Annotated in this window: 27 protein-coding genes; 12 read left to right on the plus strand and 15 right to left on the minus strand. The window is 71.8% G+C overall.

The annotated features are described in order from the left end of the window. Positions 1 to 32: 32 nt before the first annotated feature. Both B2P18_RS14960 and B2P18_RS14965 read right to left on the minus strand, forming a co-directional pair. Positions 33 to 977, minus strand: coding sequence for a hypothetical protein (locus B2P18_RS14960; protein WP_286961432.1), 945 nt, complete (start codon positions 975 to 977; stop codon positions 33 to 35). 8 nt (positions 978 to 985) lie between these two features. After that, the gene (locus tag B2P18_RS14965) at positions 986 to 2,197 is read right to left on the minus strand and encodes a homogentisate 1,2-dioxygenase (RefSeq protein ID WP_286961434.1); all 1,212 of its coding nucleotides are present in this window, start codon (positions 2,195 to 2,197) and stop codon (positions 986 to 988) included. A gap of 83 nt (positions 2,198 to 2,280) precedes the next feature. Between B2P18_RS14965 and B2P18_RS14970 the strand changes: the two genes are divergently transcribed. Both B2P18_RS14970 and B2P18_RS14975 read left to right on the plus strand, forming a co-directional pair. After that, positions 2,281 to 2,796: a MarR family winged helix-turn-helix transcriptional regulator gene (locus B2P18_RS14970; protein WP_239265448.1), complete on the plus strand. Its 516-nt coding sequence runs from the start codon at positions 2,281 to 2,283 to the stop codon at positions 2,794 to 2,796. 43 nt (positions 2,797 to 2,839) lie between these two features. Continuing rightward, on the plus strand, positions 2,840 to 4,111 hold the full coding sequence (locus tag B2P18_RS14975; protein WP_286961435.1) for an alpha-amylase family protein: 1,272 nt from the start codon (positions 2,840 to 2,842) through the stop codon (positions 4,109 to 4,111). 91 nt (positions 4,112 to 4,202) lie between these two features. On the opposite strand, the gene B2P18_RS14980 is transcribed toward B2P18_RS14975, so the two are convergent. Next, complete coding sequence (locus B2P18_RS14980; protein WP_286961436.1) at positions 4,203 to 4,487, minus strand: VOC family protein; 285 nt, start codon at positions 4,485 to 4,487, stop codon at positions 4,203 to 4,205. 314 nt (positions 4,488 to 4,801) lie between these two features. On the opposite strand from B2P18_RS14980, the gene B2P18_RS14985 reads away from it, so the two are divergent. Then, positions 4,802 to 5,191 (plus strand): cupin domain-containing protein, encoded by a 390-nt coding sequence (locus tag B2P18_RS14985; RefSeq protein ID WP_286961438.1) that lies wholly within the window; start codon positions 4,802 to 4,804, stop codon positions 5,189 to 5,191. Between the two features lie 29 nt (positions 5,192 to 5,220). On the opposite strand, the gene B2P18_RS14990 is transcribed toward B2P18_RS14985, so the two are convergent. Both B2P18_RS14990 and B2P18_RS14995 read right to left on the minus strand, forming a co-directional pair. Next, positions 5,221 to 6,831: an FAD-dependent monooxygenase gene (locus B2P18_RS14990; protein WP_286961439.1), complete on the minus strand. Its 1,611-nt coding sequence runs from the start codon at positions 6,829 to 6,831 to the stop codon at positions 5,221 to 5,223. Between the two features lie 53 nt (positions 6,832 to 6,884). Then, on the minus strand, positions 6,885 to 7,844 hold the full coding sequence (locus B2P18_RS14995) for an MBL fold metallo-hydrolase (RefSeq protein WP_286959145.1): 960 nt from the start codon (positions 7,842 to 7,844) through the stop codon (positions 6,885 to 6,887). A 141-nt stretch (positions 7,845 to 7,985) separates the two neighbouring features. Here B2P18_RS14995 and B2P18_RS15000 point away from each other — a divergent pair, with 141 nt between their 5' ends. After that, entirely contained in the window at positions 7,986 to 8,690 is a 705-nt protein-coding gene (locus B2P18_RS15000) for an IclR family transcriptional regulator (RefSeq protein WP_286959146.1), read from the plus strand. Positions 8,691 to 8,879: 189 nt separating this feature from the next. Here B2P18_RS15000 and trhA read toward each other — a convergent pair whose 3' ends face one another. The 3 genes from trhA to B2P18_RS15015 all read right to left on the minus strand — a co-directional run bounded on the left by trhA (position 8,880) and on the right by B2P18_RS15015 (position 11,856). Beyond that, positions 8,880 to 9,602: a PAQR family membrane homeostasis protein TrhA gene (gene trhA, locus B2P18_RS15005; protein ID WP_019287305.1), complete on the minus strand. Its 723-nt coding sequence runs from the start codon at positions 9,600 to 9,602 to the stop codon at positions 8,880 to 8,882. Positions 9,603 to 9,918: 316 nt separating this feature from the next. Next, complete coding sequence (locus B2P18_RS15010; RefSeq protein ID WP_019287306.1) at positions 9,919 to 10,344, minus strand: hemerythrin domain-containing protein; 426 nt, start codon at positions 10,342 to 10,344, stop codon at positions 9,919 to 9,921. A 156-nt stretch (positions 10,345 to 10,500) separates the two neighbouring features. Further along, a complete protein-coding gene (locus B2P18_RS15015; RefSeq protein WP_286961440.1) occupies positions 10,501 to 11,856 on the minus strand; it encodes an MFS transporter in 1,356 nt (451 codons plus the stop codon). 188 nt (positions 11,857 to 12,044) lie between these two features. Between B2P18_RS15015 and B2P18_RS15020 the strand changes: the two genes are divergently transcribed. Beyond that, on the plus strand, positions 12,045 to 13,064 hold the full coding sequence (locus B2P18_RS15020; protein WP_051274223.1) for a small ribosomal subunit Rsm22 family protein: 1,020 nt from the start codon (positions 12,045 to 12,047) through the stop codon (positions 13,062 to 13,064). Positions 13,065 to 13,184: 120 nt separating this feature from the next. Here the strand turns inward: B2P18_RS15020 and B2P18_RS15025 are convergent, their stop codons facing one another. The 5 genes from B2P18_RS15025 to B2P18_RS15045 form a co-directional block, all read right to left on the minus strand. Next, entirely contained in the window at positions 13,185 to 13,871 is a 687-nt protein-coding gene (locus tag B2P18_RS15025) for a class I SAM-dependent methyltransferase (RefSeq protein ID WP_029212893.1), read from the minus strand. Positions 13,872 to 14,068: 197 nt separating this feature from the next. Next, a complete protein-coding gene (locus B2P18_RS15030; RefSeq protein ID WP_156911469.1) occupies positions 14,069 to 14,239 on the minus strand; it encodes a hypothetical protein in 171 nt (56 codons plus the stop codon). Positions 14,240 to 14,413: 174 nt separating this feature from the next. After that, positions 14,414 to 15,673: a Dyp-type peroxidase gene (locus tag B2P18_RS15035; RefSeq protein WP_029212892.1), complete on the minus strand. Its 1,260-nt coding sequence runs from the start codon at positions 15,671 to 15,673 to the stop codon at positions 14,414 to 14,416. Further along, positions 15,670 to 16,332, minus strand: coding sequence for a copper chaperone PCu(A)C (locus tag B2P18_RS15040; protein ID WP_029212891.1), 663 nt, complete (start codon positions 16,330 to 16,332; stop codon positions 15,670 to 15,672). Before B2P18_RS15040 ends, B2P18_RS15035 begins: the two co-directional genes overlap by 4 nt. 68 nt (positions 16,333 to 16,400) lie before the next feature. Beyond that, positions 16,401 to 17,003, minus strand: coding sequence for a hypothetical protein (locus B2P18_RS15045; protein WP_286961444.1), 603 nt, complete (start codon positions 17,001 to 17,003; stop codon positions 16,401 to 16,403). 176 nt (positions 17,004 to 17,179) lie between these two features. Here B2P18_RS15045 and B2P18_RS15050 point away from each other — a divergent pair, with 176 nt between their 5' ends. The 5 genes from B2P18_RS15050 (at position 17,180) to B2P18_RS15070 (ending at position 21,845) form a co-directional block, all read left to right on the plus strand. After that, the gene (locus B2P18_RS15050; RefSeq protein ID WP_034254386.1) at positions 17,180 to 18,637 is read left to right on the plus strand and encodes a hypothetical protein; all 1,458 of its coding nucleotides are present in this window, start codon (positions 17,180 to 17,182) and stop codon (positions 18,635 to 18,637) included. Between the two features lie 60 nt (positions 18,638 to 18,697). After that, positions 18,698 to 19,864: an App1 family protein gene (locus tag B2P18_RS15055; protein ID WP_029212888.1), complete on the plus strand. Its 1,167-nt coding sequence runs from the start codon at positions 18,698 to 18,700 to the stop codon at positions 19,862 to 19,864. A gap of 120 nt (positions 19,865 to 19,984) precedes the next feature. Beyond that, positions 19,985 to 20,845 carry an Fpg/Nei family DNA glycosylase gene (locus B2P18_RS15060; protein WP_029212887.1) on the plus strand — a complete coding sequence of 287 codons (861 nt, stop codon included), beginning with the start codon at positions 19,985 to 19,987 and terminating at the stop codon, positions 20,843 to 20,845. 32 nt (positions 20,846 to 20,877) lie between these two features. Further along, positions 20,878 to 21,108: a DUF1905 domain-containing protein gene (locus tag B2P18_RS15065; RefSeq protein WP_286959160.1), complete on the plus strand. Its 231-nt coding sequence runs from the start codon at positions 20,878 to 20,880 to the stop codon at positions 21,106 to 21,108. Between the two features lie 389 nt (positions 21,109 to 21,497). Beyond that, positions 21,498 to 21,845: a rhodanese-like domain-containing protein gene (locus B2P18_RS15070; protein ID WP_029212564.1), complete on the plus strand. Its 348-nt coding sequence runs from the start codon at positions 21,498 to 21,500 to the stop codon at positions 21,843 to 21,845. 168 nt (positions 21,846 to 22,013) lie between these two features. Here the strand turns inward: B2P18_RS15070 and B2P18_RS15075 are convergent, their stop codons facing one another. Both B2P18_RS15075 and B2P18_RS15080 read right to left on the minus strand, forming a co-directional pair. Next, a complete protein-coding gene (locus B2P18_RS15075; RefSeq protein WP_029212563.1) occupies positions 22,014 to 22,814 on the minus strand; it encodes a hypothetical protein in 801 nt (266 codons plus the stop codon). Continuing rightward, the gene (locus B2P18_RS15080; protein WP_029212562.1) at positions 22,811 to 23,482 is read right to left on the minus strand and encodes a VOC family protein; all 672 of its coding nucleotides are present in this window, start codon (positions 23,480 to 23,482) and stop codon (positions 22,811 to 22,813) included. The genes B2P18_RS15075 and B2P18_RS15080 overlap by 4 nt, the downstream gene beginning before the upstream one ends. A gap of 216 nt (positions 23,483 to 23,698) precedes the next feature. Here B2P18_RS15080 and B2P18_RS15085 point away from each other — a divergent pair, with 216 nt between their 5' ends. Next, complete coding sequence (locus tag B2P18_RS15085) at positions 23,699 to 24,919, plus strand: ATP-binding protein (RefSeq protein ID WP_286961445.1); 1,221 nt, start codon at positions 23,699 to 23,701, stop codon at positions 24,917 to 24,919. Positions 24,920 to 25,169: 250 nt separating this feature from the next. Then, on the plus strand, positions 25,170 to 25,721 hold the full coding sequence (locus B2P18_RS15090; protein ID WP_286961446.1) for a 2,4'-dihydroxyacetophenone dioxygenase family protein: 552 nt from the start codon (positions 25,170 to 25,172) through the stop codon (positions 25,719 to 25,721). Positions 25,722 to 25,794: the final 73 nt, after the last annotated feature.

Raw genomic sequence — 25,794 nt, forward strand, 5'->3', positions numbered from 1 at the left:
TGCGGCGGTGCGGCGGTGCGGTCAGCGAGGGCCTACTGCTGCTGGTCGACCTGCTGGGTGGGGTCGCGCCGCTCGAGCACCTCGACGCGCGAGGTGAGGCCTAGGGCGGCGAGGTCCTCGACGGGCGTGCCCGTGCTGCAGGAGCCGTAGGCCACGAGCCCCGCCCGCACGCGTCGCTGCGCGTCCTCGTCCGCGGCGAGCGCCTCGGCCGCGAGGGCGTCGGCGTCGGTGCTGCCGAGCGCCTCGGCGACCTGGGCGGAGTCGGCGCCGGCCTGGGCGCGCAGCAGCGCGACGAGGATGTTGACCACCCCGTGATGCTCGAACCCCGTCTGCTCGTCGGTGTAGCGCAGCGCGTGGTGCAGGCCTGCCGTGCACTTGAAGCGCGCCCCGAGCTCGGCTGCGGCACCGAGGAAGTCGGCGAGCTGGTCGATGCTCGGGAACAGGTCGGGGGTCACGCCGCCGCACCGGACCTTGGCGCCGAGACCCGCCTCGTGGACCGCGGTCAGCGCAGCGCGCGTCTCGCCGTCGTCGGCCTGGGCGAGGGGGATCTCGACGTAGGTCGACACCGCGTCGGGCAGGGCGCTGGCCGCCGTCACGACCGCGCCCATCGCCGCGTCGAGCGGCTGGTCCAGGGGCAGCCGCAGCTCGACGGCACCGAGCTGCAGGCGCGGGTCGCCGACCAGGGAGGTCGCGAGCCCCGGCAGGGAGGCGAGGGGCTGGTCGAGGACCACGCCGACGTCGACGGTCTCCCCCTCGCGCAGCGCCTGGCGCAGCTCGTCGAGCCGGCTCGCGGGGCACAGGAACCGGCCGGTGTGCACCGGGTGGGCGGTGTCCAGGTCGGCCCGGTGGCGGGCGACGGCGTCGCCCATCGCGAGGGCGGTGGGCGGGAACAGGCCGGCGTCGTCGAGCAGCGCCGCGACGAGCGGCTGGGTCGCGAGCGGTGCGGGGGCCCCGGGTGCGTCGGTTGCGTCCGTCATACGGCCGATCATCCCTGACCCAGCCGGCGCCCGCCCGACCAGCTGTAGGGGTAGCGGTCGTCTTCGGTCGCCAGCGCGGCCTCGCCGAGGTCGAGCGGGCGGAAGGTGTCGACCATGACGGCCAGCTCGTCGAAGAACTCGGCCCCGATCGAGCGCTCGTAGGCCCCGGGCTGCGGGCCGTGCGCGTGACCGGCCGGGTGCAGCGAGATCGAGCCCTGCCCGATCCCGGAGCCCTTGCGCGCCTCGTAGTCGCCGCCGCAGTAGAACATGACCTCGTCGCTGTCGACGTTGGAGTGGTAGTAGGGCACGGGGATCGCGAGCGGGTGGTAGTCGACCTTGCGGGGCACGAAGTTGCAGATGACCAGGTTGTTGGCCTCCCACACCTGGTGGGCGGGCGGCGGCTGGTGCACGCGACCGGTGATGGGCTCGTAGTCGGCCACGTTGAAGACGTAGGGGTAGAGGCAGCCGTCCCAGCCGACCACGTCGAAGGGGTGCTGGGGCTGGACGTGGATCGTGCCGTCGATGCCGGACGGCCCCCGCCCGCGGTGCTTGATGTAGACCTCGACGTCCTGCTCGTCGACCATCACCGGGTCGCTGACGTGCCGGAAGTCGCGCTCGCAGTAGGGGGCGTGCTCGAGCAGCTGCCCGTGCTTGGACAGGTAGCCGCGCGGCGGGTTGATGTGGCTGTTGGCCTCGATGGCGTAGACGCGGACCGGCTCGTCGCCCGTCGGCACCCAGCGGTGCATGGTCGCGCGCGGGATGATCACGTAGTCGCCCTCGTGCACGTCGACGTGCCCGAGCTGGGTCTGCACGGTGGCCGTCCCGGACTCGACGTAGCAGCACTCGTCGCCGATGGCGTTCTTGTAGAGCGGGCTGGGCTCGGTCGCCGCGACATAGCTGATCCGGACGTCGCCGTTGCCAAGGAGCAGGCGTCGGTGGCGGACGGCGTCGAGGCCCTGGCCCTCGGCCTCGGCGGGCAGGTCGTGGGTCTTGAGGTGGCGCGGCAGCAGGGGGTCGTTGGGCGTGAGCGTCTGGTCCGGCAGCTCCCAGGGACGCACGTCGACGATCGCGCTGGGGATGTAGCGGTGGTAGAGCAGGCTCGAGTCCGAGCTGAAGCCCTCCTCACCCATGAGCTCCTCGTAGTAGAGGTCGCCCTCGGGGGTGCGGTGCTGCGTGTGGCGCTTGGGCGGGATGCTGCCCGCGCTGCGGTAGTGAGCCATGACGTCTCGTCTCTCGCGCAACTGATACATCGGTGTACTATCTGGACTGTAGCGGATGGGTCCGACAGGCACCAGGGGGCGCGATGAGCGAGCTGGACTTCTGGTCCTTCGTGCGCGAGGCACGCGACCGCCTCACGGACGCCGGCTACGCCGACCCCGGGGCCACCGAGCTGCTCCTCACGCTCAACCGCGCGTCCGGGATCGTCACCTACGACCTCGAGTCCTCGATCCACCGCCCCGCGGGCCGGTCCTGGTCGGCCTTCCGGATCCTCTACGTCCTGTGGCTGGCCGGCGCGATGGAGCCCAAGCGCGTCGCCGAGCTGACCGGCCTCACCCGCGCCGCGGTCTCCAACCTCACCGGCGGCCTGGTCGACGACGGGCTCGTATGCCGCGAGCCCGCCCCCCACGACGGCCGCTCCGTCCGGCTCGGGCTGACGCCACGCGGGGTGGAGGAGATCCGCACCCTGTTCGCCGCGCAGCACGAGCGGGAGCAGGCCTGGGCCGCGGCGCTGAGCCCCGCCGAGCAGCACGTGCTGGTCACCTTGCTGGACAAGCTCGTCGGGGCCCGCGACGACGTCGCGCCCCGCCTGCGCCACTGACGCGTCCCGCGCCGGTCCGCACGGATGCGGCAGACTCGGGGGCATGGCCTGGACCGAGCACGTCATCTGGTGGCACGTCTATCCCCTGGGCGCCGTGGGCGCGCCCATCAGGGAGCCGTATGACGAGAGCGTGGTCGCCCACCCGCTCGAGCGGCTCGACGGGTGGCTGGACTACGCGATCTCGCTGGGCGCCAACGGGCTCCAGCTGGGGCCGGTGTTCGCCTCCACGACCCACGGCTACGACACGACGGACCACCTGCGCATCGACCCGCGCCTCGGCGACGACGGCGACTTCGACGAGCTCGTCAAGCGGGCGCACGACCGGGGCCTGCGGGTCATGCTCGACGGCGTCTTCAACCACGTCGGGCTCGAGCACCCGCTCTACCAGCAGGCACTCGGCGAGGGTCGGGAGTCGCACGCGGCTTGGCACTTCCGCATCGACTGGGACGCCGACGGCGGGCCCCGCCCGGACGTCTTCGAGGGGCACGGGTCCCTCGTCGCGCTCGACCACACCCGCGACGAGGTCGTCGATCTGGTCGTCGAGGTCATGCTGCACTGGCTGCGTCGGGGCATCGACGGGTGGCGGCTGGACGCGGCCTACGCCGTCGACCCGGCGTTCTGGGCGCGGGTGCTGCCGCGCGTGCGGGCGGAGTTCCCGGAGGCGACCTTCGTCGGGGAGGTGATCCACGGCGACTACGCCGCGATCGTGCGTGAGTCGACGCTGGACTCCGTCACGCAGTACGAGCTGTGGAAGGCCCTCTGGTCCTCGCTCGACGACAAGAACTTCTACGAGCTCTCCCACGCCCTCGAGCGGCACGGCGCCCTGCTCGACACGTTCGTGCCGATGACCTTCGTCGGCAACCACGACGTCACCCGCATCGCCTCGCGGGTGGGTCCGGCCGCGACGGTGCTCGCGGTGGCCTGCCTCATGACGGTGGGCGGGACGCCCTCGCTCTACTACGGTGACGAGCAGGCCTTCGAGGGCGTCAAGGAGGACCGCGAGGGCGGCGACGACGCCGTCCGACCTCCGCTGCCCGCGACCCCCGCCGAGCTGAGCACCTTGGGGGAGTGGATGTTTCACGTGCACCAGGGGCTGAACGCGGTGCGGCGCCAGCACCCCTGGCTCGTCCGTGCGCGCACGTGGGTGGTGGAGCTCAGCAACGAGCGCTTCGTCTACGAGTCGCGCCCTGCTGCCGGCGCCCCCGAGGAGGGTGACCCCGCTGCCGTCATACGGGTCACGCTCGACGTATCGGGCGAGCCGCGGGTGCAGGTCGAGGCGTCCGGCGTGACCGCCTTCACCTGGCCCGCCGGCTGACCACCCGCTCCCGGCGCGTCCGCGGCCACCCCACGCGGCCGTCAGGCTCTGTGGACGTCTTGGGCCTGAGCCCAGGAGCCAGCGGACGCCGTCAGAGGTGCTTGTCGGCCGTGACCTGCACGAGGTGGACGGGGTTGCCGTCGGGGTCTGCTACCCAGGCCACGCGGGTCCGCCCACCCTGGAAGGGATGCGGCTCGGACAGCAGCGGAGCGCCTCCCGCGGTCAGCCGGACGACCTCGCCGTCGACGTCGTCGCAATAGAGCACGATCTCCACGGGCCGACCGCCGAGCTGTGGGTCCAGACCGTGGTCCTCCCGGGCGGCGGTGACGGTGGAGATCCCGATCGTGAACCTGTCCAGCGTCAGCTCCACGTGCACGGGGTCTCCGTGGGAGGGGCTTCGAGAGGTCACGTGGAAGTCGAGCCCTCGTAGAACGACGTGAGGCGGGGGAGATCGTCGGTGTACAGCGTGATCATCGGCGTCCGGTACATGTCTCGACCGTAGTGGAGCGGGAAGGGCGGACGGGTGGGCGAGCCCGACCGGATCACGTGGGTACCGCCGGACGCCCAGATGAGTGGGCAGAGATAGGCCTCCCAGGCGCATTCGTGGTGCCACTCTCGCCCTCTCACGGGCGCCCGGTCGCAGAGCGCGCACGGCTGCGAGGATGGCTGCACCGACGAGAGGAGCACCACATGAGCGACCCGACCGACGGCCACGTCGAGCAGGGGGACGGCCCGGACCGGCGGCCCGGCACCACCGACGGCACGTCGACGCTGGTCGAGGAGGTGTGGGGGCGGTCGTCGTCGCGCGGCGGACGACCCGGCGCGACCGCCGTGATCGACAACGAGAGCACCAAGGTCGTGGCCTTCGAGTTCGCCGAGGGTGACGAGCTCAAGGAGCACGCGGCGCGCCACCCCGTCCTGATCCAGGTCGTGTGGGGGCGCGTGAGCTTCGAGCTGCCCGACCGCACCGTCGAGCTCGCCCCCGGGGCGCTGCTGCACCTGACGCCGATGCTGCGGCACGCGGTGCGGGCGCTGGAGCCCACGACGCTGACGGTGACGATGCTCCTGCCGCACGCCTGAGGCAAACGGCGGCGTCGACCGCAAGCGCGTCAGCGGCGCAGGACGCGACGGACGGCCGCGCCGACCTCGGCCGGGGTGGTGACGATCGCGGCGATGTGCGCATCGGGCCGTATGACGACCGCCTGCCGCCCGTGGAGGTGCAGCGACGCGGCGACCACGCCCTCGGGGTCGACCTCGTCCAGCGTGACCACCGTGACGCCGCACCGCATCCCGTCGACGGCGTCCTCGCAGGCGCCCAGGTCGAGGTCGGAGCCGACGAGCACGACCAGGCCGCGGCGCGCCAGCTCGCGCAGCCGGTGCACACCGCCCGGACCGGCGATGGGGACGTCCGGCACGAGCACGCCGGGCACGGGCTCGGGGTCCTCGCCCTTGGGCGGGCGTCCGGGCCACGGGCGATCGGCAGCGGGCGTGGTGAGCTCGGAGTCGACGTACCAGAATGGCTCGGACAGCCGACCCGAGTCCACCTGGCCGCGGGCCTCGGGGTTGAGCACGGCGTTCTCGAGGATGTCGAGGCGGCGGGCGTGCTCCTCGGGGGTCTGCGGCACGAGGAAGGCCATGGTGCGCGACGTGACCTCGAGGTTCTCCGCGGCGGCGGCGTGCCGCTCGGAGTGATAGCTGTCGAGCAGGGACTCGTCGGCCCACCCGTGCAGGACGAAGGCGAGCTTCCACGCGGCGTTCTCGGCGTCGAGGACCCCGGAGTTGAGGCCGCGCGCACCGAACGGCGACACCAGGTGCGCCGCGTCGCCGGCCACCAGCACGCGTCCCACGCGCATCCGGTCGACCTGGCGAGCGTGGAAGCGGTAGAGCGACTTCCACACGATCTCGTAGTCGCTGTCCGCCCCGATGATCTGCCGGATCCGTCGGTCCAGCCCGCCGCTCGCCTCGTCCTGCTTCAGCGAGAAGTCCGGCGGCACCTGCCAGTCGATGCGGTAGGTCGAGTCGGGGCACGGGTGGATGAGGACCTGACGGCCGGGGTTCCACGCGGGGTCGAAGTAGAACCGCCGCTCCTGCTCCCACCCCGGCAGGGACGCGCGGATGTCGCAGATCAGGAACTGGTCGTCGAAGGTCAGGCCGTCGAAGGTCAGACCCATCAGGTCGCGGATCGGGCCGCCCTTGGAGCCGGGCGCCGCGACGGCATAGGACCCCGTGAGATCGACCGTGCCGGAAGGGGTCTCGCAGGTCAGCGTCACGTGGTCGGCGTCCTGGCGCAGGCCGGTGACCCGGTGCCCCCAGGCATAGGTGATCAGTGCGGAGCGGGCGATCTGCTGGTCGAGCAGCTCCTCCGTGCGGGTCTGGCTGATGTTGACGAACGGCGGGAACGGCGACCGCCCCTTGTCCACGAAGCCCTGGCAGAACAGCTCGGTGTCGCGATAGAAGGTGCGCGCCCGCGTCCAGGTCAGCCCCTCGTCCGCCACCTGGCGACCCGCGCCGACGTGGTCCCACACGTCCAGGACGTCCCTCTGCTGGCACAGCGCCTTGGAGCCGATCGGGTCCCGCTCCGGACGAGAGTCCAGCAGCAGCACCGGGACTCCCCAGCTCGCGAGCAGCAGCGCCGCGGTCTGGCCGACGGGTCCCGCCCCGATGACGAGGACCCTCTGGTCGTCGGAAAGCGTTGGTGGGGTGGTGGATTCGTGAGGCATGACGTCGATGTCCTTGCTCTCAGGTTAAATTCGCGGTCGCGTCGATCAGTCGCTCAGTCCTGCAGCTTGTCCCAGACCTCGCGGTCCCGCTCCGCCGTCCAGATGCGCGGCCAGTCGATGCCGTCGAGCTCGTCCCACACGCGCTGCACGTCGAACGGCGCGCAGTGCTCGAAGATCGGCCACTTGCCGTACTTTGGGGCGAGCGCCGCGTGGGTCGCCTCGAAGGCCTCCTTGACCGTGCCGCCGCGCTCGTGCACCGCCCCGACCTCGCGCAGCATCGTCGTCAGGAAGTCCCGCGTCTGCTCGATGGCCGCGTCGACCTCCTCGCGCCCGTGGGCGATGGCGCCGCGTCCGCCGATGAGGTGCTCCGCGCCATACGACTTGATCTGGTCGAGGGTGCCCGTGGACCAGTCGCGGTGGAAGGCGTCGCCGGTGTAGAGCGCGGCCTGCGACTCGACCAGGTCGCCCGCGAAGAGGACCTTGTGCTTGGGGATCCACATGATGATGTCGCCGGCGGTGTGGCCGCGGCCGCAGTGCTTCAGGACGACGTCGCCGCGGTCGCCGCCGAGCGGGATGACGAGCTCGTCGTCGAAGGTCTGGTCCGGGTGGGTCAGCCCGGGGATGGACTCGGGCTCCTTGAACAGCCTTGGCATGCGGCCGAACTCGCTGTCCCAGTCCTGCTGCCCGCGCTCGTCGATGAGGGTCTTGGTCAGGTCGTGCGCGACGATCGTCTCCGCGTCGAAGGCGCTGGCGCCGAGCACGCGCACCGCGTGGTAGTGGCTGAGGACGAGCCACCGCACGGGCTTGTCGGTGTGCTGACGGAGCTTGGCGAGCCAGTCGCGCGCGGCGACGGGGGTCGCGAGCGCCTCGAAGCACACCACGAAGTCCTCGCCCTCGACCGCCCCGATGTTGGGGTCGCCCTCCGCGGTCAGTGCGTAGACGCCGTCGGCCAGCACCTCGAGCGTCTGCTCCTTGGGGTCGAGGTCGGCGGACGAGGCGAAGGGCTTGGCCATGGGGACTCCTGTGTCGTCGTGGCTGCGCTGGCGCACCGCGTGAGTTCCCATGCGGAGAGTTCTCATATAGAGTCGCGAGTGCGTTTATCGGTTTTCACGACTGTATGGCGGAAACCGCGCACCGGCAAGAGGGGATCCGTCATGACCGCGCCCGCCGCCAGCACGTCCGAGGCCACGTCCCGAGGCAAGCCGTCCGGCAGCCAGACCCTGGACCGCGGGCTCTCGCTGCTCGAGGTGCTGGCCGCCGCGCCCCGCCCGCTGACCATCGCCCAGGTCGGCGAGGCGGCGGGGCTGCACCGGTCGATCGTCTACCGCCTCCTGCGCACGCTGGAGGAGCACCGCCTGGTGTCGCGGGACGACTCGGACCGGTTCCGCCTGGGCTACGGCCTCGTGGCGCTGACCCGCACCCTCGACCCCGACCTGCGGGCCATCGCGACGCCGCACCTGCGGGCGCTCGCGGACGAGGTCGACCTGACGGCCTTCCTCGTCGTGGAGGAGCGCGCCCAGTGCGTCACGCTGATGGTGGCGGAGCCCACGACGCCGGGGACGATGTTCACCCACCGGGTCGGCACGGTCCACCCCATCGATCGGGGAGCCCCCGGCCTGGCGCTGCTGGCCCAGCACGCCCCCGCCTCCGACGACCCCGAGGGCGCCGTCCGCTGTCGCCGGCGCGGGTGGGCTCAGACGAACGGCGAGGTGCTCGACGGCGTGCAGGCGATCGCAGCGCCGCTGCTCGGCCACCACGTCCCTGCCGCCGTCGCGGTCAGCTACGTAGGCGACAACACCCGCCCCGACCTGGCTGACCAGGTCGTGCAGTGCGCCCAGCGCATCGCCCGCCGCCTCTGACCCCGCCCCGCGAGCGCCCGCCGCCTCTGACCCCGGCCCGCCAGCGCCCGCCGCCTCTGACCCCGGCCCGCCAGCGCACGCCATTGGTCACCAATAACGTTTTGGAACGTTCACAATGGGCGTCCACACGGGATTGGTGACCAATGCGGCCAGCGGGTGCGGGGTGCGGGGGTGCGTGAGGCTGGCGCGTCAGCTGAAGATGACCCAGGCGATGGCGATGTAGTGCACGATCGCCGCCAGGATCGTGCAGGCGTGGAACACCTCGTGGAAGCCGAACCAGGTGGGCGAGGGGTTGGGGCGCTTCAGGCCATAGCAGACCGCGCCGCCGGTGTAGAGCAGACCGCCCACCGCGATGAGGATGACCGTCACCGCGCCTCCGGCGGCCCAGAACTGCGTCAGCCACCCGACCGCGGCCCACCCCATCGCGACATACAGGAGGGTGTAGAGCCATCGCGGCGCGTCGATCCACAGCGTGCGGAACAGCACGCCCGCGATCGCGCACGCCCAGATCAGCGACAGCAGGATCACGCGGGAGCGACCCTCGAGCAGCAGCAGCGCCAGCGGGGTGTAGCTACCGGCGATGAACACGTAGATGTTGGCGTGGTCCCAGCGCCGGAACGCCGCGTAGACCTTCTCGTTCCACGTGCCGCGGTGATAGGTCGCGCTCGTGCCGAACAGCAGCAGCGCCGCCACCAGGTAGATCGCGCTGCCGATGCGTCCCGTCAGCGTCGGCGCGAACACGCACAGCACCAGCCCGGCGAAGAATATCACCGGCGTCATGCCGGCGTGCAGCCACCCGCGCAGCTTGGGCTTGACCTGGCGCAAGGCCTCCACCGGCCGCTGCGCGACGCTCGGCGAGGACGCGGCGCGGGAGGCTCCGGTGGTGTCAGGGTGTTCAGCGACGGCGGGCATACCTTGACGTTACGCGCGCAACCTGGGCGAGGGCCACGCTCGACATACGGGATCACGACCCGATCACTGCTCGTGCCGCGACAAAGCCGACCGACTCCACCGGCGGTATGCCGTCGCGCCGACCCTTCCGGGGCTGACGCTCATCGCCGCGACCATCCGCAGCCATCGCGCTGCCGTTCGTGAGCTGGGAGCTCACAAACTGCTGTCTGGCGGGCGTCTGGGCAGCACTTCGTGAACTGGGAGCTCACAAACTGCTGTCTGGCGGGCGTCTGGGCGGTGCTTCGTGAGCTGGGAGCTCACAAAAATCCGGCAGGCGTCAGGCAAGCTCCATGATGCGGTCCCAGGACGGGCCGTCGAGCGACACGGCCGCGGCGGGGAACAGGCCGTTGTCCTCGCGGTCCATGTGCACGCGCAGCCGGTCCTCGAACGCCTTGTAGCCCCCGAAGTCGCCCGCCTTGACCGCGTCGAACAGCACCCACAGATCTTCGTGCTCGGAGCACAGGTCGTCGACGTGCTCGGTGAAGTCCTCGTCCTCGCGGAGCACGGCGAACAGGCTGCGCTCCTCGGAGTCGAAGTGGGGCTGCATCAGCCCGGCGAGGTGCTGGCAGGCGGCCTGCACGGCGGCGAGGTCCTGCTGGTCGCACGCCCTGCGCAGCACCCCGAGCTCGTTGATGAGCTGGTCGTGCTCCTCCATGTAGCGCCCGATCAGCTCGATGTCCTTGCACCCGCAGTAGGAACACATGGGTCCATCGTCCTCCCGCCGGATTAGCACGGTCAAACGCGTGTCAATCGCGTGGCGGTCCCCCGCGGCGCTGAGCCGGGGCCCGATGACGACGAGGCCGTATGACGGTGGGCCCCACCGTCATACGGCCTCGCTGCTGGATGGCCGACCAGGCTGTCAGTGGCCGGACATCGTGTGGAGCGGCTCGTTGGTGCGGTCCTTGAGCAGCAGCACCGCGACGAGCGAGATCACGGCGACGCCCATGAGGTACCACGCGACGTTGACGACGCTGCCGGTCGACTTGGTGATGGCCTCGGCGATCAGCGGCGCGAACGCCCCGCCGAAGACCGCGCCGATCGCGTAGGCGAAGGAGACGGCCGAGAGGCGGATGTGTGCGGGGAAGGCCTCGGCGAACATCGCCGACTGCGGGCCGTAGGTGAGGCCCTCGGGGATCGCGATCCACAGCAGCGCGACGGCGACCCAGAAGAGGGTGCCCTCCCGGACAGCCATGAACATCGGGACCATGCCGACGATCATGAGCACGTAGCCGATGATGTAGACCTTCTTGCGGCCGATCTTGTCGGACAGGATCGCTCCCCACATCGTGGTGACGAGCCACAGCGCCGCGGCGGCCATGACCCACAGCAGCACGTCGGTGCGGGCCAGCGGCGGCTTGGCGGTCTTGGTGGCGTAGGCCAGGACGAACCCGCCGACGAGCATGTAGCCGAGGGCGTTGTTGCCCATGAAGGACGCGGCGGCCTTGATGACGTCGCCGAGGTGGTTCTTGACCAGCGTCGTCTGGGGGACGGCGCTGTGCGCGCGGGCCTCCTTGAGCTCCTCGAAGACGGGCGACTCCTCGACCTTGGACCGGATGTAGTGGCAGACGAGGACGAGGACGATGGAGAACAGGAACGGGATGCGCCAGCCCCACGACTCGAACTGGTCCTTGGACAGGGTCGCGGACAGCACGGTGAGGAAGGCCGTGGCCAGCATCATGCCGAGCGGCACCCCGATCTGCGGGTAGGCCCCGAACCTGCCGCGCTGGCCGTGCGGCGCGTGCTCGACGGCGAGCATCGCGGCGCCGCCCCACTCGCCGCCGGCCGAGAAGCCCTGCAGGCAGCGCAGGACGATCAGCAGGATCGGCGCGGCCATGCCGATGGACTGGGTCGTGGGCAGCAGGCCGACGCAGGCGGTGGCGATGCCCATGAGGATCAGCGTGAAGACGAGGACCATGCGCCGGCCGTAGCGGTCGCCCACGTAGCCCATCGCCATCGCCCCGGCGGGACGGAAGAAGAACGAGACGCCGATGGTGGCGAAGGAGACGAGCTCCTTCCAGTCGCCGAGCCCGCTGAAGAACAGCTTGCCGAAGAGGAGGGCCGCCACGTTGGCGTAGATGAAGAAGTCGTACCACTCGATGGTCGTGCCGACCATGGTGGCCAGGGCGACGCGGCGATACTCCGTGGGGGAGGTCGTCGGAGCGTCGGAGTCGTGGATGATGTCCGGCTCGTCCGGGCGTGCGGTGTGCTTGGCCATGCTCGTCCTTGAGATGGTGGGGTCTGTGGGTGTTCGCATATCGGACTCGTGGACCGGTATGCGGTCAGTGGGTCGACCGTAGGGGCTGCCGGGCCGGGGCACAAGGGCCGTTCCCGACCCGTTGCACGCCGGTCGACGACCGGGTTGGCGGGCTCGGCGAGCGGTCGTGATGGCCCACACTGGTGGGTATGCCGAACGACCCCGCCCGCCCGGACCACGACTCCCGCGTGGTGGCGGAGGAGTTGCGAGACCTGCTCGCCGAGACGCTGGCCGGCCACCGGGTCGAGGCGCTCGCTGGGCGTGTGGCCCGGCTCATCGAGGCCTATCGTTCGGGCTCGGTCCCTGCCTCGGTCATCCTCGACGACCCGGTGACCGTGGCCGCCTATGCCGCCTATCGCATGCCCGCGACCGTCGCGGCGCTGCGGTCGGTGCTCGAGCAGGCGTCGGTGGCGGTGCCCTCGTTGCGCGTGCGCCGGCTGGTGGACCTCGGTGGCGGCACGGGCGCGGCGGGCTGGGCCGTGGCGGCCTGGGCTCCCGAGCTGGAGCAGGTCGACGTGCTCGAGCAGTCAGAGCCCGCGCGGACGCTGGGGGCTCGGTTGGCGAGGGGGTCGTCGGTGGCGGGACTGCGCGAGTCCCGTTGGCACGCCTGGACGCTGGGGCACAGCGCGCGGCCTGGTGCGCTCGGCGACGTCGCCGACCTCGCCACCCTGTCGTATGTCGTCGGCGAGCTGCCGGACGCGCTGCGGCACGAGGCCGTCGCCACCGCCATGTCGACGGCGAGCACGGTGCTGGTGGTGGAGCCGGGGACGCCTGCGGGCTATCGCCGGGTGCTCGAGGCGCGGGGCCTGTTGCTGAGCGGGGGTTTTCGGGTGGCCGCGCCCTGTCCTCACCAGCTCGACTGCCCGCTGGTCGGGGACGACTGGTGCCACCTGCCCGCCCACGTCGAGCGATCCGCGCTGCACCGGGCGGTCAAGGGAGGTGAGCTGTCCTACGAGGACGAGAAGTTCAGCTATGTCCTGGCCACGCGCCTGCCCGTCGAGCCGTATGCCGCCCGCGTGATCCGCCACCCGATGATCCGCAAGGGCCTCGTCGGGCTGCCGCTGTGCCAGGCCGACGGCACCGCCGCGCAGCGCCTCGTGTCCAAGCGGCAGGGCGCGGACTACAAGCAGGCCCGCAAGCTGGAGTGGGGCGACGCCCAGCCGGGCTGACGCGAGTCGCCGCGGCTCGAGGCCCGGGAGCACACGAGGTGCGCACGGCCTTCACCAGTCGGCGCTGGGGGTCGGTCGATCACCTCCGCTAGGGATGTCTAAGGCAAAGTCAATAGTCGCTCAGATACTGCTACGCCGGGCGATCAGGTAGCCCTGGGGCTGCTGCTCGTCCGGGTCGGCGGGCCTCCCGCCCCAGAACGCCACCGCGAACCCGGCCTCCTCGAACCTGCGCGTCAGCTCCCCCTGCGACAGCCACCAGATGTCGAACCCGATGCCCAGTCCGAGGGATTCGCCCCCGCGGCGCACGCTGTCGTCGCCGACCTTCCACGCGGTCGCGACATAGCCACCGGGCCGCACCACCCGGGCCAGCTCGGCGAACGCGGCCGGCCGATCCTGCGGCGGCAGATACATCAGGGAGTACCAGCAGATCGCCCCGTCGAGCTCGCCGTCCCCGAACGGCAGCGCCCGCACGTCACCCACCTGCACGTCCAGCCCCGGCTGCTCCCGCCGCGCGACCCGCACCATCTCGGGGGAGAGGTCGAGCCCGCGCACCCCGATCCCGCGGTTCAGCACGTATGCCGCCAACCTCCCTGTCCCACAACCGATGTCGCCGACGGTGGGGGCGCCCGCGCCGCGCGCATCCGCGGCTGCCCGCACGAGATCGCAGAACGCCGCGAGGATCCCGCGCTCGAGCGGCATCTCGTCGAGCAGGGTCGCCAGGCGTTCGGCATACGGCTCGGCCAGCACGTCGTGGGCCTGCCGCAGCTCGGTGGTCGCGTCGCGTCCGCCGCTCGTGGTCGGTGTCATGGCCCGCACGCTAGCGGTGACCTCGGACAGGCCCTCGAACAGGCCCCAGGCGGACCTCAGACAGCCCTCGGACAGACATCGGCAGGCGTCGGTGCTGAGGTGACCCGACGGGGCAGGCGGATCGTTCCGGTTCGGACCGTTGATCGTTCCAGCCGCCCCGACGGGTCACTTTGTGCAGGCTGCGCCGGGCGTCGCCCTCAGTAGGAGCTCTGCTCGCCCTCGCCCTGCGCCGGCTCGGACGTGTCCTGGCCGCCGGCGGCAGCGGGGACGTCGCCGAGGTCGTCCTCCTGCCCCAGCGCCGTGGGTCCACCGTCGGTCTGGTCAGCGTCCGTCTCGTGCTGCGGGTCGCGCGTCGCGTCGCTGCTCATGCCGCCAGGCTACGGCGCCGCCCCGGAGCGCGTGTGGCGGGCCTGGTCAACGCTGGGAGCGCTGAGTCCGCACCCGGCGGGCGGCGCGTCAGCTGCCCTGACGTGGACCGTCACGGCAGCTGACGATGCGCCGGCCGATGCGAGCATCCTGCGCTCACCGGCCGTGACGGCCGCTCACGCCCAGAGGTCCTGCGCCAGCACCTCACCCTCACGACACCCCCGCGGTATGGCGAACACCGCCGACCCGATCGGGGTGGTCCAGGTGTTGAGGAGGTCCGCCTCGGCGAGCCGCCGCTGCACCGCCAGGAACTGCTCGAGCTCCGCCTGGTAGGCGACGAACAGCAACCCGGCGTTGGTCAGTCGGCCGGGGGCGGGCGGGTCGTCGTAGTTGTAGGGACGACGCAGGAAGCGGTCACGCAGCCCCTTCTCGTGCGGCATGGAGCGACGCACGTGCGAGAACTCGTCGATCACGGGCAGCCCGAGCCCGTTCGTCGCCGCCAGGTCGGGTGCGTCCGTCTCGGCGCGACCGGTGAGGGGCGACCCGTCCGTCTGGCGGCGGCCGAGGGAGGTGTCGCGGGTCAGCGGGTCGGCCTCCTCCCAGGTCTCGAGGTTCATGGCGATGCGGCGCAGCACCATCGTGGTGCCGCCCTGCAGCCACCGCGGCGCGGACGACCCGCACCACACGACCGCGTCGTCCTGGCCGCGCACGGGGTTGACCGTCCCGTCGGCCTGGCCGAAGAGGTTGCGCATCGTCTCGCCGGGGTTCGTCACGCCGTGCCCCTGCCGGAAGCCGCGCTGCACCCAGCGGACGGTGGCGATGGTGCGGGCCTCCTTGGTCAGGACCCACTGGGCGTGCGACACCGTGATGGGGGAGTCCGCACAGATCTGCAGCAGCAGGTCACCTCCGGACCAGTGCGGCTCGAGGCGGTCGATCTGCGGGAACGCCGGCAGCGGTTCCAGCCACGGCGGCCGCGGCGCCGTCACGCCGCGCAGCCCGAGAACGCGGGGGCCGATCCCGACCGTCACCGTCAGCGATGCCGTCGTCGCGGTCATCTCGGGCTCGAAGTCGGCATACGGCGCCTGACCAGCCATGAGCTGGGCGATGTCCTGCGTCCAGATCCGCATGAGCCGCTGCAGCGTCGTGACGTCGGCGCCGGGCACGAGGTCCATCGCCACCCACACGCCGTGCGCCTGGGGCGGGTCCATGATCCCGGGCTGGTGCTCGCCGTGGAAGGCCCGCCGCTGGTGCCCGGCCAGCTGCACCGTGGTCGGGCCCTCGCCGGTCGCGGCGGGGGCGGGGGCGGCGCCGGATCGCGCCACCCCCATCCCACCCGCGGCGCCAGCGGCCAGTCCACCGAGCGCCGACAGCCCGCCGACGAGCACGTCACGCCGGTCGAGCCGATGCCCGTCGGCACCGCGCTGGTTCGCCGTCATCGGTGCGCGTGCGTCGTCGCGGAGGCGGACGCGGAGACTGACGCGGGGGCGGTCGGCGTGGCGTTGGGCGTCATCGACATGCCGCCGTAGGTCTCCTTGGCCCCGTTGAACTCCCGTGCGGGAGCGTGGATGTGGACGTGGCCGCCGTTGGCGTCCTGCAGAGTCACGACCGTCTCGGTGCCGGACAGGATGGGCTTCTTGAGGCCCATGAGCATGACGTGGTTGCCGCCCGGCCGGAGCTCGAAGGTGCCGTGCGGCGGCACCGTGAACCCGTCCTTGGTCTCCTTCATGACCATGGCGCCGGAGGCGTCCTTCTCGGTGATGTGCAGCTGCACCATGGCGGCGACGTCGCTCTCGGCGGAGACGACCCTGACGGGCTGGTCGGTCTCGTTGACGAGGGTCGCGAAGAGCCCGGTCATGCCGCCCTTGACCGCCTTGACCCAGGGGTCCTTGACGATGAGGGAGCGGTGGTTGACCGAGGTGGCGGTCGTGGCTGGGGAGGTGGTTGCGCTGGTGGGGGACAGGGATGCCGAGGCGGAGGCGGTGGACGTGGGTGCGGTGCTGGAGCCGGCGGCCGTGGTCGACGTGCCCGACCCGCACGCGGCGGTGACGAGGGCGAACGAGGCGACGGCGCAGGGCAGCGCGATGCGCTTGAGCATGGGTGTGGTCCTTGGTCTGACCGGAGTCGGTCTGGTGTCTGGGCAGGTCGAAGTGGGCTGACGCGGGGTCAGCGGGCGCAGACGACCAGCGGAGGACCACGGCGCGGGGCCGCGAGGACGAGCTCGGCCGACCGCAGGCGCGGCACGGCGACGGTGATGGCAGCGGGGCGGGGCCAGTGGGCAGGGCGTTCGAGCAGGAGCCGTATGACGGGCGCCAGCCAGCCCGCGAGCAGCCACAGGGCGCGCTCGCCGCGGGCGAGCACGGCCGCCGTCACGACGGTGGCGAGGACGTGCGCGAGGACCATCGACAGGGACAGGTGGTGCCCCGACCCCGCCTGGCCCGCGTGGGTGACGAGGACGGCGTGGTGCCCGCTGCCGACGACGTGACCGAGTGATGCGGCGTCGGCCCCGGTCGTCCCCAGCAGCGCGAACGCCTCGTGCAGTGCGAGCTGCCCGCCCCCGAGGATCGCGCCGATCGAGGGGGCCCCGAGGCGGCGGCCGCTCGCGATCAAGCAGGTCACCAGGACGAGCCCGAGCAGGACGGTCAGGACGCCGCCGCCCGGCAGCGCGCCGCCACCCAGCACGTGGGCGAGCGCGGCGAGGGAGATCATGACCACCGCGAGGGTGCCTGCGCGCAGCAGGCGCAGTCGTCCCCCGTCCGGCGTGATCATGGCGCCAGTCTAGGGGTGCCCTCGGACGGCGCCGCGCGACCTCTCGAGCCCTCTATGTGCGTCTAGCGCGAAATGCAGAGAGCGGCATACGACACGATCGGTCCTCGCGCCCGACCGGGCCCTGTGGTTGGCTGCAGGCACTGCCTCCCCACCCCAAGGAGCACGTCGTGGCCGACATGACCGGAGTCGTCTTTCCCCAGACCGAGGGCCGCCGCAGCACCAGCGCGGTCGGTCGCGAGATCGTGGCCGGCGCGCTCGGCGGCGTGGACCCCGTCGGCTCCGCTGCGGCACGGCGCGAGACGGCGTGGCGCAAGGAGTACGCCGTGCACTTCCGCCGCCTCGTCGAGGTCGGCATGGAGGACCGCGACGCCGCGCTGACCGTGGCGCGGCAGGGCCTCGAGGCGCTGCACGGGCAGATGCGCTGGGTCGGCGCGAGCGGCGTGGACCAGCCCCAGCAGGCGGGTCTCGACGAGGTGGGCACCCCGCTGCACAGCGCCACGGTCGAGGGCACGGCCGAGCCGGAGCGCGAGCTGACCCTGCCCTATCGCGGGCGGCGGCTGCGCGGCGACGAGCTGCGCCGGCGCCTGGACCAGTGGGTGCGCGACGGCGTCGTGGAGCCGGGCGTGCAGCAGGCGGTCGAGCGTGTCCTGGACCACCCCGAGTGGCTCGACCTGCGCGACCAGCGCGTCGTCGTGCTCGGAGCCGGCGCCGAGATGGGCCCGCTGCGGTCGATCTTGCGCTGGGGCGGCGAGGTCGTCGGGATCGACCTGCCCCGCCCAGACCTGTGGCGCCGCGTCCTGACGGCGGCCCGCGAGGGCGCCGGGCGGCTCGTCATACCGACCCCCGACCCCGAGGCGAGCGACGCGAGGCTGGCCGAGCGCGCGGGAGCCGACCTGCTCCACGACCTCGGGGCCGTCGCGCGGTGGATCGACGGGCTCGAGGGCCGGCTCGTGCTCGGCAACTACGTGTATGCCGACGGCGCCACCAACGTCCGCGTCACGACGGCGGTCGACGCCCTCACGACGCACCTGGCCGCCCGACGCGAGGACCTGGCGCTGGGCTTCCTCGCGACGCCGACCGATGCCTTCGTGGTGCCGGCGGACGCGGTGGCCCAGGCGACCCGCAACTACGGCGAACGCTCGCTCGGACGCCTCGTCCGGACCCCGCTGCGCGTCGCCAGCGGCGGCCGGCTGCTGCGCCGCCAGTACGCCCCCGGCGAGCAGCTCGCGATCTCCGACAGCATCGTCGAGCAGCAGGGCCCCAACTACCTGCTCGCCAAGCGCGTGCACCGCTGGCGCGCGTCGGTCGCCGCCGACGACGGGTACCTCGTCTCGATGAACGTCGCCCCTCCCACGCGCACCCGCTCGGTCACCAAGAACCGCGCCCTGGCCGCGGCGTATGCCGGCGCCCACTTCTTCGGCATCGAGGTGTTCGAGCCGGCGACGAGCAACACGCTCATGGCCGCACTGCTGGTCGACGACCTGCGCCGCGCCCCGGGCCAGGCCGGACCCACGCTGCCGTGGCAGGCCGAGGCGCGGGCGGCGGCGCACGGCGGGCTGTGGCGCGTGGCCTACGACCCGCGTAGCGCCCTGGGGATCGCGGCGCTGCTCGGGCTCGGCGGCGCCCGACAGTGATCCGGGCGAGGTTCGCCGCATCACCCCCGCCGGGGGGCACCGCCCCATAAGGTCTGCACCATGGCTTCACGACCCCACACCGCGTCACTGATCGAGGACGCCTGGCACCGCCGCATCACCTCGCTCCTGCACGAGCGAGGCTGGCGCACCCAGGCGATCGGACACACCGGCTACGGCACCCCCGAGCGCGTGCGTGTGCTCGGCCGCATCAAGATGGCACGCCCCGGCGACGAGTCCACGCAGGCGAGCCCGCACCGTGACGACGCGGTGCGCGCCCTGCGCGGCGAGGAGCGCGACCGCGGCTGGCGGTCGTTCGCGACGCCGCCGCCCGCCGCCAACGCCCCCGTCACGATCCGGTTGGGGGACAAGGCGGTCGAGGCGCGCACGGACCGCGGCGGCTACGTCGACGTGTGGGTCGAGCAGCCCGGGCTCGACGCCGGCTGGCACACCGCCACCATCGAGTCGCCCGACTCGGACCCCGCCGACGCCCCCGTCCTGATCATCGGCCCGGAGACGAAGTACGGCATCGTCTCCGACATCGACGACACCGTCATCTCCACGATGCTGCCGCGCGCCATGATCGCCGCGTGGAACACCTTCGTCGTCCACTCCAACACCCGCCGCGCGGTCCCCGGCATGGCACCGCTCTACCGCGAGCTGCAGGAGCGCTATCCCGGCGCCCCCGTGATCTACCTGTCCACCGGCGCGTGGAACACCTTCCAGACGCTCACGCAGTTCCTCTCCCGTCACGGGTTCCCGCTCGGGCCGCTGCTGCTCACCGACTGGGGCCCCACCAACACCGGGTGGTTCCGGTCCGGGCAGGAGCACAAGCGCGCCAACCTGCGCCGGCTGTGGCAGGACTTCCCGGACATCCACTGGCTACTCGTCGGGGACGACGGCCAGCACGACCCGAAGCTCTACTCCGACTTCGCCGAGGACCACCCCGACGTGGTGGAGCTCATCGCGATCCGCGAGCTCACGCCTGCCGAGCAGGTCCTGTCGCACGGCCTGCCCGTGTCCAACGAGGAGCTGCAGCCGATCGAGCGGATCAACGCGACGACGCCCGTCTACCGCGCGCCCGACGGCTACGGCCTGGCGCAGCGGCTGCGGTCGGCGTTCCACGCGGGCGACGCCGGGGCGCACCACCACCCCGAGGTCGAGGAGTCGGCCGCCCACGCCGAGGCGGCCGCCGCGCAGCCCGACCGGGACGACCAGAACCCGCTCTGACGTCTGCCTCTCGCTCTGGCCGGATCCCCTGCTGGCCCCGCCGGACCTGTTGTGGGCCCCCTCGCCGGAACCCTCGCCGGACCCGTTGTCGGTCCGGCGAGGGTGGGGCAGGATGAGCCCATGCCGGAGCTGCCCGAGGTCCAGGCGCTCGTCGACTTCCTGACCGAGCGGATCGTCGACGACGCCATCACCGCCGTCGAGCTCGGATCGTTCTCCGTGCTCAAGACCTACGCCCCCGCCCCGCAGGCCTTCGACGGCCTGGTGGTCTCCGGGGTCGGGCGGCACGGCAAGTTCGTCGACATCGACTGCGACGGGCTGCACCTGATCTTTCACCTCGCCAAGGCCGGCTGGCTTCGCTGGTATGACGAGATGCCGCGTACCGCGCTGCGCCCCAACAAGTCTCCTGTCGCCGTGCGGGTCCGCCTGGCGTCCGGTGGCGGCTTCGACCTGACCGAGGCGGGGACCCGCAAGAGCCTGGCGGCATACATCGTGGCCGACCCGCCCGAGGTGCCCGGGATCGCGCGGCTCGGGCCCGACCCGCTCGCCGACGCGTTCACCCTCGACGCCTTCGCCGCGCTGCTCGGCGCCCGCAACGCCCAGATCAAGGGCGTCCTGCGCGACCAGTCCGTCATCGCGGGGATCGGCAACGCCTACAGCGACGAGATCCTGCACGTCGCGCGCCTGTCGCCGTTCGCCAAGGCTGCGGCGCTCGGGGAGGACCAGGTCGCCACGCTCTACGAGGCGCTGCGCGAGACCCTCGCGTCCGCGGTGATCGCCGCGTCCGGCAAGCCCGCCGCCGAGCTCAAGGACGCCAAGCGCGCGGGGATGCGGGTGCACGGGCGCACCGGCGAGCCCTGCCCCGAGTGCGGCGACACCGTGCGTGAGGTGTCCTTCGCCGACTCCTCGCTGCAGTACTGCGCCACCTGCCAGACCGGCGGCAAGCCCCTCGCGGACCGACGTACCTCGAAGTTCCTGAAGTAGCCCTGGCCACGACCTACACCACCGAGATCATCCTGCCCATGGGCGGCAACAACACGGGCATCGAGGTGCCGCCCGACGTCCTCAGCGTCCTGGGAGAGAGCAAGCGGCCCAAGGTCAGGGTCACGTTGAACGGCAGCTACACCTTCGACACCACCGTGGCGAGCCGGGGTGGTCGCAGCCTGATCACCTTCTCCAAGGCGCGGCGCGAGGAGTCGGGGCTGGGCGCCGGCGACTCCGTCCAGGTCGACCTCGAGCTCGTCTAGCCGACCGTTGGTGAGCTCGGGGCTCACTTTGTGCCGTCCACGGGCCGGGATTCGCCGCGCTGGCGACCGTTCGTGAGCTCGCGGCTCACTTCGTGTCGTCCGGGGTCGCCTCCATCGGCGTTTGTGAGCTGCCAGCGCACGAACCGCCGAGCGGAGCCGACCTTTTCGGCACTTTGTGAGCTCCGAGCTCACATCGCGCGTCGGGACCCGTGCAGGTCAGCGCTGCGAGCGCGGACAATGCACGGTTGGGGTGCCTGAGCGTGCGGGGTCAGCGCTGCGAGCGCGAGGGATGCACGGTTGGGGGTGTCTGAGCGTGCGGGGTCAGCGCTGCGAGCGCGGACGCGGGCGACGTATGGCGGGCGGGGCGGGGGCGATGGCAGGGTTGAGCCATGACGATCCCCGCAGACGCCCAGCCCGACGTGCCCCAGATCAGCCGTGACGAGCTCGAGGACGACGCCGTCATCCTCGATGTCCGCAACCAGGACGAGTGGGACCTCGGCCACGCGCCGGGCGCCATACACATCCCGCTCGACCAGCTGGCCGAGCGCCGGGGCGAGCTGCCCGAGGTCGACGTGCTCCCCGTGACCTGCCGGGGTGGCGGCCGGGCCTCGCGCGCAACCGCTTGGCTCAACCAGAACGGTTGGGACGCAGCCAATCTCACCGACGGCATGCTCGGTTGGAAGGCCGCGGGTCGCGCCCTGGTCACCGAGCAGGGCGGCGACCCCGACGTCATGTGACCAGTGGACGATGACACCGTATGACGCCCGCTAGCGCAGTCCCTATACAGCGCTAGCGGGCGTCATCGTCATACGAGCGCAGGATCAGCCTGGGTTGGTCACACCAGCCTGACTTCGTCACATCGACCTGCGGTGCGAAGCCGGGTGGATGTGACTACCTGAGGTAGGTCAGCGGGGGAGCTCGCCCTCGCGCTTGGCGTCGCTGAGCGGCGTGGGCAGCAGGCCGTCAGCGCCCTCGGCCCGGGCCGCCCGCGCCTCCTGCGAGACCTCGGACTCCTCGTCCTGCTCGCGGGCCTGCTTGTCGCGCAACGGCCCCACGCCCCAGCAGTCGATGACGCCGGTGAGCGGATCGGGCTCGGGCACCTCGATGGTCGTGGTCAGGGCGGTGAGGCTGGGCTCGGGCGGTGTGGAGCCGAAGCCGAACCGCACGGGCGGCGACACCGGCCCGAGCGCGCCCAGGTCGGATCCGTCCCACGTGGCGGTGGCGTCCGTGACGGCGTGGACGTCGGTCGCGCCATACGTGGCAGGCAGGCCGTTGGCGGTGGTGCCGCGGGTGCTGACGCCACGCAGCAGGGCCTGCGCGATGGGGTCGGTGACCCGGCTCCACCAGGCGCGGCTGCTCAGGGCCGACGGGACCATGGCGAGCGCCTTGCCGAGCGAGGTGCGCTCGCCGATGGTGGCGGACAGGCCGAGCGGTCCGGCGGTGAGGGTGAGCACGCGACCGCGCGTCGCCGCCTCGACCGGCACGACCTGCACCTCGTCGAAGGTGTAGAGCGCGGCCACGGTGTCGGCGATCTCCTGCGTCGGGGCGAGCAGGATGCGGTGCCCGTCGCGGCGCTCGACCATCACGTCGGCGAAGTCGCCGAACGGCGATCGGGACCAGTGCCCGACGACGATGCGAGTGCCCTCGTCGAAGCCGAGGCCGAGGATCCGGCCGGTGAACTGGTGCGTGCCGGTCTGCAGAGTCATGGTGCCACCCAGGTGAATTCGTTGCCGAACGGATCGCGGAGGTACGTCCGTCGTGGATCGGGGCACTCCTCCTCGCACATCGAGGCGCCGAGGAGGAGCAGCACGTCGGGTGTCTGCGCGGACACCGCGAAGCGCATGGAGTTGAAGACCGTCTTGGGCTCGGTCTCGCGGGCGAAGACGATGGACTCGAACGGCGCGCCCGGCACCGGCTCGATGAAGGCGCTGTCCGGGTCCTCGGGGACCTGGTGGATCCGGGTGTCGAGGACGCGTCCCCACCAGGCGGCGTTGGCCTCGGGGTCGGGGGAGTCGACGACGACCTGGTACATCCGGCGCTTGTCGCTGGGGCGGACGATGACGCCGAGCTCGCGCTGCTCGGGGTCGAGCGCGACGTCCCAGGGATAGCTGCCCTGGTCGACGAGGGTGCCGCCTGCGGCGATGAGGTCGTCGGTGTTGGCGGCGTAGATGTCGAGGTGAACGCGTCGTCGCTCTTGGCGGGGGGCCAGGCGGGGGCGGATCCAGACCGTGTCGGTCTCGTCGTCGCCGACGAGCCGGAAGCCGTTCTCGTCATCGCCCTCCATCCGCAGGCCCAGCGCGCGGGACCAGAACATCGCCAGCGTTGCCGTGTCGGCGGCGTCGATGGTGAGGTCCACGTAGCGTGCGAGAGCCATGCCTCGAACCTACCTTTTCGGGACCAGGCTGGGAGGTTGCTCGACGACCCGTGGGTCGGTCGGGGCGCGTCGTCGTGCCGTTGATCAGGCCGTATGGCGGTATCTAGGCCCAGAAGTAGGCTCCGGCATACGAGACGATCGCCGCCGGGCCGCGACACGCTGGTGCTGTATGCCGAGATCTCGGGTCGCCGCTAGATGGCCGCATAGGGTGCGAGCGTGGACCCGATCAAGAACCCCTATGCCCCTGGTGCCGGCCAGCGACCGCCCGAGCTGGCGGGGCGCGACGAGCAGCTGAAAGCCTTCGACGTCGTGCTGGAGCGGGTGGCGCGGGGTCGTCCGGAGCGGTCGATCGTGCTGACCGGCCTGCGGGGCGTCGGAAAGACGGTGCTGCTCAATGCCCTTCGCTCGGCGGCGGTCCGGGCTCACTGGGGGACGGGCAAGCTCGAGGCGCGGCCCGACCAGCGCCTGCGCCGCCCGCTCGCCTCCGCCCTGCACACGGCCGTCCGTGAGCTCGGCCACCCGCAGGGCGACGACGTCGACCAGGTGCTCGGCGTGATCAAGGCGTTCGCGCAGCGCGACGTCGACCCCAAGGCCAAGATCCGCGACCGCTGGAACCCGGGCATCGACGTCCCGGCCAGCTCCGGGCGCGCGGACTCCGGCGACATCGAGATCGACCTGGTCGAGCTCTTCTCGGACTGTGCGGGACTCGCGGCGGACGTGGGGCGCGGGATCGCGATCTACATCGACGAGATGCAGGACCTGCACGCCGAGGACGTGTCGGCCCTGTGCGCGGCCTGCCACGAGCTGTCCCAGCAGGGGTCGCCGTTGATCGTGGTCGGTGCCGGGCTGCCCCACCTGCCGGCGGTGCTGTCGGCGTCGAAGTCCTACAGCGAGAGGCTCTTCCGCTACAACCGCATCGACCGGCTGTCGCGGGCCGCGGCGGACCAGGCGCTGCAGTCGCCGGCGGAGTCCGAGGACGCGGCCTTCGCGGAGGACGCGCTCGCCGAGATGTATGCCGTGACAGGGGGATACCCCTACTTCATCCAGGCGTACGGCCAGGTGGCGTGGGACGCGGCGCCCGCCACCCCCATCACCGTGGACGACGTGAAGGTCGCGGCGCCGGAGGCCGAGGAGGAGCTGGCCGTCGGCTTCTTCGGGTCACGCTACGAGCGGGCGACGCCGGCCGAGCGGGAGTACCTGCGCGCCATGGCGGACGTAGCCCTCGCCGAGCGCGACGCCGGCAACCCCCTGGACGAGACCGAGTCCGTGGCCACCTCGGCCGTCGCGACCCTGCTCGGCCGCAAGCCCCAGTCCCTGTCGCCCGCACGCGACGCGCTGATGAAGAAGGGCCTCATCTACTCGGGGGAGCGCGGGCGCATCGCGTTCACCGTGCCCCACTTCGGTCGCTACCTGCGCGCCCACACCGGCGACGACTGACGCGAGCCGGTCTGGCGTGCCACGGTCGACCCGACGGGTCACCTTTCGTCGCGAAGCGCATCTTTGGATCGTTCAATGTGACCCGTGAGGGCGCTTCTGGCCATCAGCCCGGCGCTCCAGGCTGGCCTGCCCGACGTGGACGACCACCTGCCCCAGCACCTCGCGGGTCGGCGCCGCTGGTGACATGCTGCTGGGAGCCCGGCCATGCACCCCCGGACGCTGAGCCGGTTCTTGAGCGAAGGAGCCCGACATGACAGACGTCCGCATCGCCGGCAAGGACGGCGGATCCGAGTTCTGGCGCGGCATCAAGCCGATCGTCCCGTCGGAGAAGCCCGGCGCGCGGCGTGAGGTCTACATGCCGAACTGCCCCACCGAGGACGAGCGCTACTACGTGCCGTTCAGCGACACCGTCTCGTCCCGGCCGATCTACATCAACATCGACCAGAACCGTTGGTGCGACATCCTCTACGCACGCGAGCCCGGCCTGGTCAACCGGCACTATCACCCCCACCAGGTGTTCGGCTACACGCTCTCCGGACGGTGGGGATATCTGGAGTACGACTGGATCGCCGAGGCCGGCGACTTCATCGTCGAGACGCCGGGCAGCTCGCACACGCTCGTCTCCTACGAGAGCGACGAGCCCATGCGCGTCCACTTCAACGTCACCGGCCCGCTGATCTGGCTGGACGAGGACGGCAAGCCGACCGACACGTTCGACGTCTTCGACTACATCGCCCTGTGCAAGGAGCACTACGACAAGGTCGGCCTGGGCGCTCACCTCATCGACGAGATCACACGCTGATCTGCCGCTGACGTGACCCGCCGGGTCGGCTGCGCGCCCATCGGCCCGACGCGACAAACCCGGTATGGCGCAA

This window comes from Arsenicicoccus sp. UBA2120 (assembly GCF_002330965.1).
Lineage (GTDB): Bacteria > Actinomycetota > Actinomycetes > Actinomycetales > Dermatophilaceae > Arsenicicoccus > Arsenicicoccus bolidensis.